The sequence below is a fragment of the Streptomyces sp. WELS2 genome, assembly GCF_013870595.1.
Taxonomy (GTDB): domain Bacteria; phylum Actinomycetota; class Actinomycetes; order Streptomycetales; family Streptomycetaceae; genus Streptomyces.
In genome coordinates this window covers 1-4,421 of sequence record NZ_JACBWZ010000538.1, presented here as the reverse complement: position 1 = coordinate 4,421, position 4,421 = coordinate 1, and the positions used below count along the sequence as shown (strand labels likewise).

4 protein-coding genes are annotated in these 4,421 nt (G+C 72.7%); all 4 read right to left on the bottom strand.

Annotated features, from left to right (window positions below; all coding sequences use genetic code 11):
* Positions 1-139: 139 nt before the first annotated feature.
* Positions 140-724 carry a TetR/AcrR family transcriptional regulator gene (locus H5J33_RS25070; RefSeq protein ID WP_181797138.1) on the bottom strand — a complete coding sequence of 195 codons (585 nt, stop codon included), beginning with the start codon at positions 722-724 and terminating at the stop codon, positions 140-142.
* A gap of 48 nt (positions 725-772) precedes the next feature.
* Positions 773-1,126, bottom strand: a complete 354-nt coding sequence (gene nirD / locus H5J33_RS25065) for a nitrite reductase small subunit NirD (RefSeq protein ID WP_181797137.1) — start codon at positions 1,124-1,126, stop codon at positions 773-775.
* Positions 1,123-3,738, bottom strand: a complete 2,616-nt coding sequence (nirB, locus tag H5J33_RS25060; protein WP_181797136.1) for a nitrite reductase large subunit NirB — start codon at positions 3,736-3,738, stop codon at positions 1,123-1,125. Before nirB ends, nirD begins: the two co-directional genes overlap by 4 nt.
* Positions 3,739-4,421, bottom strand: a 683-nt coding sequence (locus tag H5J33_RS25055) for an NAD(P)/FAD-dependent oxidoreductase (protein ID WP_181797135.1), incomplete at its 5' end; no start/stop codon positions are given.

Sequence of the window (4,421 nt, the reverse complement as noted above, 5' to 3'; positions counted from 1 at the left end):
GCCGGCGCCGGTGACGAGTGCGGTCCGGCCGGAGAAGCGGTGCGCCATGATGTAGTCCCTTTTGTCTGGAACGATCGGTTCAGTTTGCGGGCCGGAAAAACGCGCCCCCACAAGGAGGGGCGCGTCCTCGGGCGAGAGGTCAGTCCAGCAGCGCCAGGGCCTGCTCCGCCGCGTCCCGCACCCGGGCCGGGTCCGCCGACGCCTTGCCGACGACCCTGAGCCCCTGGAGCAGTACCAGCAGCATCCGGGCGAGGGCCAGCGGATCGCGCTCCGGCGCCAGCTCGCCCTGCGCGCGGGCGCGCGCCAGGGCGGAGTGCAGCAGGGTCTCGACGGTGTCCCAGCTGTGCTCCACCCGGCGGGCGGCCTCCCGGTCGTGCGGGGCCAGTTCGACCGCCGTGTTGGTGACCAGGCAGCCCTGTTCCCGGGTGGCCGCCGTGGTGGCCTCGGCGGCGAACCGCCGGACCAGGCCGCGCACGGCCGGCAGTACCGGGCCGGGCGCGGACAGCTCGCGGACCAGCACCGGATTCTGTGCCTGTCCGTACCGGTCCAGCGCCCTCAGGTACAGCTCGTGCTTGCTGCCGAAGGTCGCGTACAGGCTCGCCTTGCCGATGCCCAGGTGCTCGACCAGGTCGGCCATCGAGGTGGCCTCGTAGCCGCGCCGCCAGAACAGCTCGAGTGCCGACTGCAGCGCGGCGTCCGGGTCGAATTCCTTGGTCCTGCCCATGCGTGGCAGCCTATGGTTGATGAACCGATCGGTCAAGAAACCTGGGTCTCACGACACCGTGCGCACCTCGTACACCGGGATCCGCACCGTCTCGTCGTCCAGGCAGACGCCGCTGAGCAGGTCGAAGCGCTGCTTGAGCAGGGGGGAGGCCACGAAGGGGCGGCCCTGGTGGGTGCCGGTCAGGCCGCGGGAGAGGACGGCCGCCCCGGTGAACGGGTCGCGGTTGCCGACGGCGTACAGCCGGTCCGCGCGGTCCCGGAAGAGGGCCGCCTGGCGGCCGTCCGGCAGCAGGGCCGCCACCCCCCGGCCGGGGACCAGCACGCTCAGGTCGCAGACCGTGAACCAGCCGTCCGCCAGCCCGAGCTGGACCTTCAGATCGGTCGTCTCAACTGCCAGGGTCATCGCTGGGCGCTTCCTTCCAGGACGTCGTCGGCGGGCCGCAGCCCGATGGTCAGCAGCGGCAGGTCGGGCTTGATCTGGTCGCGCTCGGGGACGAAGGAGACCACCGGGTCGGGCGTGTCCGGGGCGTTCACGAAGGACACGAACCGGGCCAGCTTCTCCGGGTCGCCCACGGTCTCGGCCCACTCGTCCCGGTAGTGCGCCACGTGCTCCCGCATCAGCCGCTCCAGCTCGTCGCAGATGCCGAGCGAGTCGTGCACCACCACGTCCCGTACGTGGTCCAGGCCGCCGGGGACGCGCTCCAGCCAGGTGGAGGTGCGCTCCAGCCGGTCGGCGGTGCGGATGTAGAACATCAGGAACCGGTCGATCAGCCGGACCAGTTCGGCGTCGGACAGGTCCTGGGCGAGCAGGTCGGCGTGGCGCGGGGTGGCGCCGCCGTTCCCGCCGACGTACAGGTTCCAGCCGTTCGCGGTGGCGATCACCCCGAAGTCCTTCGACCGGGCCTCCGCGCACTCGCGCTGGCAGCCGGAGACCGCCGACTTCAGCTTGTGCGGCGACCTGAGGCCCCGGTAGCGCAGCTCCAGGTCGATCGCCATCTTCACGGAGTCCTGCACGCCGTAGCGGCACCAGGTGGAGCCCACGCAGGACTTCACCGTGCGCAGCGCCTTGCCGTAGGCGTGCCCCGACTCGAAGCCGGCGTCCACCAGCCGGGCCCAGATCAATGGCAGCTGCTCCACCCGGGCGCCGAACATGTCGATCCGCTGCCCGCCGGTGATCTTCGTGTAGAGGCCGAAGTCCCGGGCGATCTCCCCGATCACGATCAGCTTCTCGGGCGCGATCTCCCCGCCGGGGATGCGCGGCACGACCGAGTACGAGCCGTTCTTCTGGAGGTTGGCGAGGAAGTGGTCGTTGGTGTCCTGGAGCGCGGCCTGCTCGCCGTCCAGGACATAGCCGCTCGCGCCGATGGCGGGGGCGAGGGAGGCGATGATCGAGCCGACCGTCGGCTTGCACACCTCGCAGCCCTCCCCGCCCCGGGCGCCCTCGCGGCCGTAGCGGTCCAGCAGCTCCCGGTAGGAGGTGATGCGCAGCGCGAGGACGATCTCGTACAGCTCCTCGCGGGTCTGGGCGAAGCAGCCGCACAGCCCCTTGTCGACCTCGACGCCGGACGCCTCCAGCTCGGCGGTGACCAGCTGCCCCAGCACCTTCACACAACTGCCGCAGCCGGTACCGGCCTTGGTGCACTTCTTCACCTCGGGCACGGTGGTGCAGCCGTGCTCGGTGACCGCGCCGCGGATGGTGCCCTTGCTGACGTTGTGGCAGGAGCAGATGACCGCCTCGTCCGGCAGCGCGGACGGGCCGAGCCGGTCCCCCGCGCCCGCTCCGGCGGGCAGGACCAGCGACTCGGGGGAGACGGGGGGCACCGAGCCGGTGAGCGCGCGCAGCGTGCCGTACGCCTCCGCGTCCCCGACCAGGATGCCGCCGAGCAGGGTGCCGTCCGCGCCGATGACCAGCTTCTTGTACAGGCCCGCGCGCGAGTCGGAGTAGACGACGTCCAGGCAGTCCTCGGTGGTGCCGTGCGCGTCGCCGAAGGAGGCGACGTCCACGCCGAGCAGCTTCAGCTTGGTCGACAGGTCGGCGCCGGTGAAGGCGGCCTCGTCGGCGGCGATGGTGGCCGCGGCCGTCTCGGCCTGTTCGTAGCCCGGCGCCACCAGGCCGTACACCCGGCCGTCGGCGGCCAGCGCGCACTCGCCGATCGCGAAGACGTGCGGGTCGGACACGGTCCGGCACTGTTCGTCCACCGCGATGCCGCCGCGCTCGCCGACCGTCAGGCCCGCGTCCCGGGCGAGCTGGTCACGGGGCCGGACGCCGGCGCTGAACACCACCAGGTCGGTGGCGACTTCGGACCCGTCGGACAGCTTCATGCCGGTGACGGCACCCTCGGCGTCCGTGACGATCTCCTGGGTGCCCACGCCGGTGTGGACCGTCAGGCCCATCTGCTCGATGGTGCGCAGCAGGGCCGCGCCGCCGCCCTCGTCCACCTGCACCGGCATCAGACGCGGCGCGAACTCCACGATGTGCGTGTCCAGTCCGAGCCCCTTGAGCGCCCCGGCGGCCTCCAGGCCGAGCAGCCCGCCGCCGACCACGGCACCCGTCGTCGCCCGGGACTTCGCGTACTCCTCGATGGCGAGCAGGTCCTCGATGGTGCGGTAGACGAAACAGCCGGTGGCGTCCTTGTTCGGCACCGGCGGCACGAACGGGTAGGAGCCGGTGGCCAGCACCAGCACGTCGTAACCGACGACCAGGCCGGACCGCGCGGTCACCGTCCGCGCCTCGCGGTCGACGGACTCGGCCGGGTCGCCGATGTGCAGCTCGATGCCGTGGTCCTTGACGAACTCCATGTCGGTCAGGGAGAGGTCCTCGGGCGTACGGCCCGAGAAGTACGAGGTGAGCTGCACGCGGTCGTACGCCGGACGCGGTTCCTCGCACAGCACGACCACGCGGTGCGTGGCGGTCAGGCCGCGCTCGGCCAGCGCCTCCAGGAAGCGCTGGCCGACCATGCCGTGGCCGACGAGCACGATCGTGGGGGCGGGGGTGGCCCCCGGGGTGGCGGTCATTCAGGAGCCTCCATCGTTGGTGAGCAGGTGCAGCAGGGGCCCGTCGCCGGGGAGCGGCTCCGCTCCCTCCCAGGCGCGGGCGAGCGCGCCGACGGTGCCGAGTTCGCCGACGAGGACCCCGCCGACCAGGCGGTCGTCGCGGACGACGACCTTGCGGTAGGTGCCCCGGGTGGCGTCGGCGAGCCGCACGACGTCGTCGCCGGGGCGCGCCTCGGTCTCGCCGAACGCGGCGAGGTCGAGGGGGGAGCCGGGACCGGTCAGGGTCAGCCGGGTCAGGGAACGGGTCCCGCGATAGCGGGCGGTGGCGTCGCCCGCGAGCAACCCGGCGAGCGCATCGGCCTGTTCGAGTGCCGGGGCGGCCAGGCCGTAGACCGTGCCGTCGTGCTGGGCGCAGTCGCCGATGGCGTGGATGCGCGGGTCGGAGGTGCGCAGCTCGTCGTCCACCAGGACGCCCTCGCGCACGGCGAGGCCCGCCTGCTCGGCCAGACCCGTACGGGGACGCGTCCCGCAGGCGAGGACGACGAGGTCGGCGTCGAGGGCGTAACCGTCGGCCAGTTCCACCGAGCGGACCGCGCCGGCCGCGCAGCGCACGTCCCGCACCCGGCACTCGGTGTGCACCTCCACGCCCAGCTCGGCCAGGTGGCACCGCACCAGCCGGGAGGCGTCCGGGTCGAGCTGGCGCT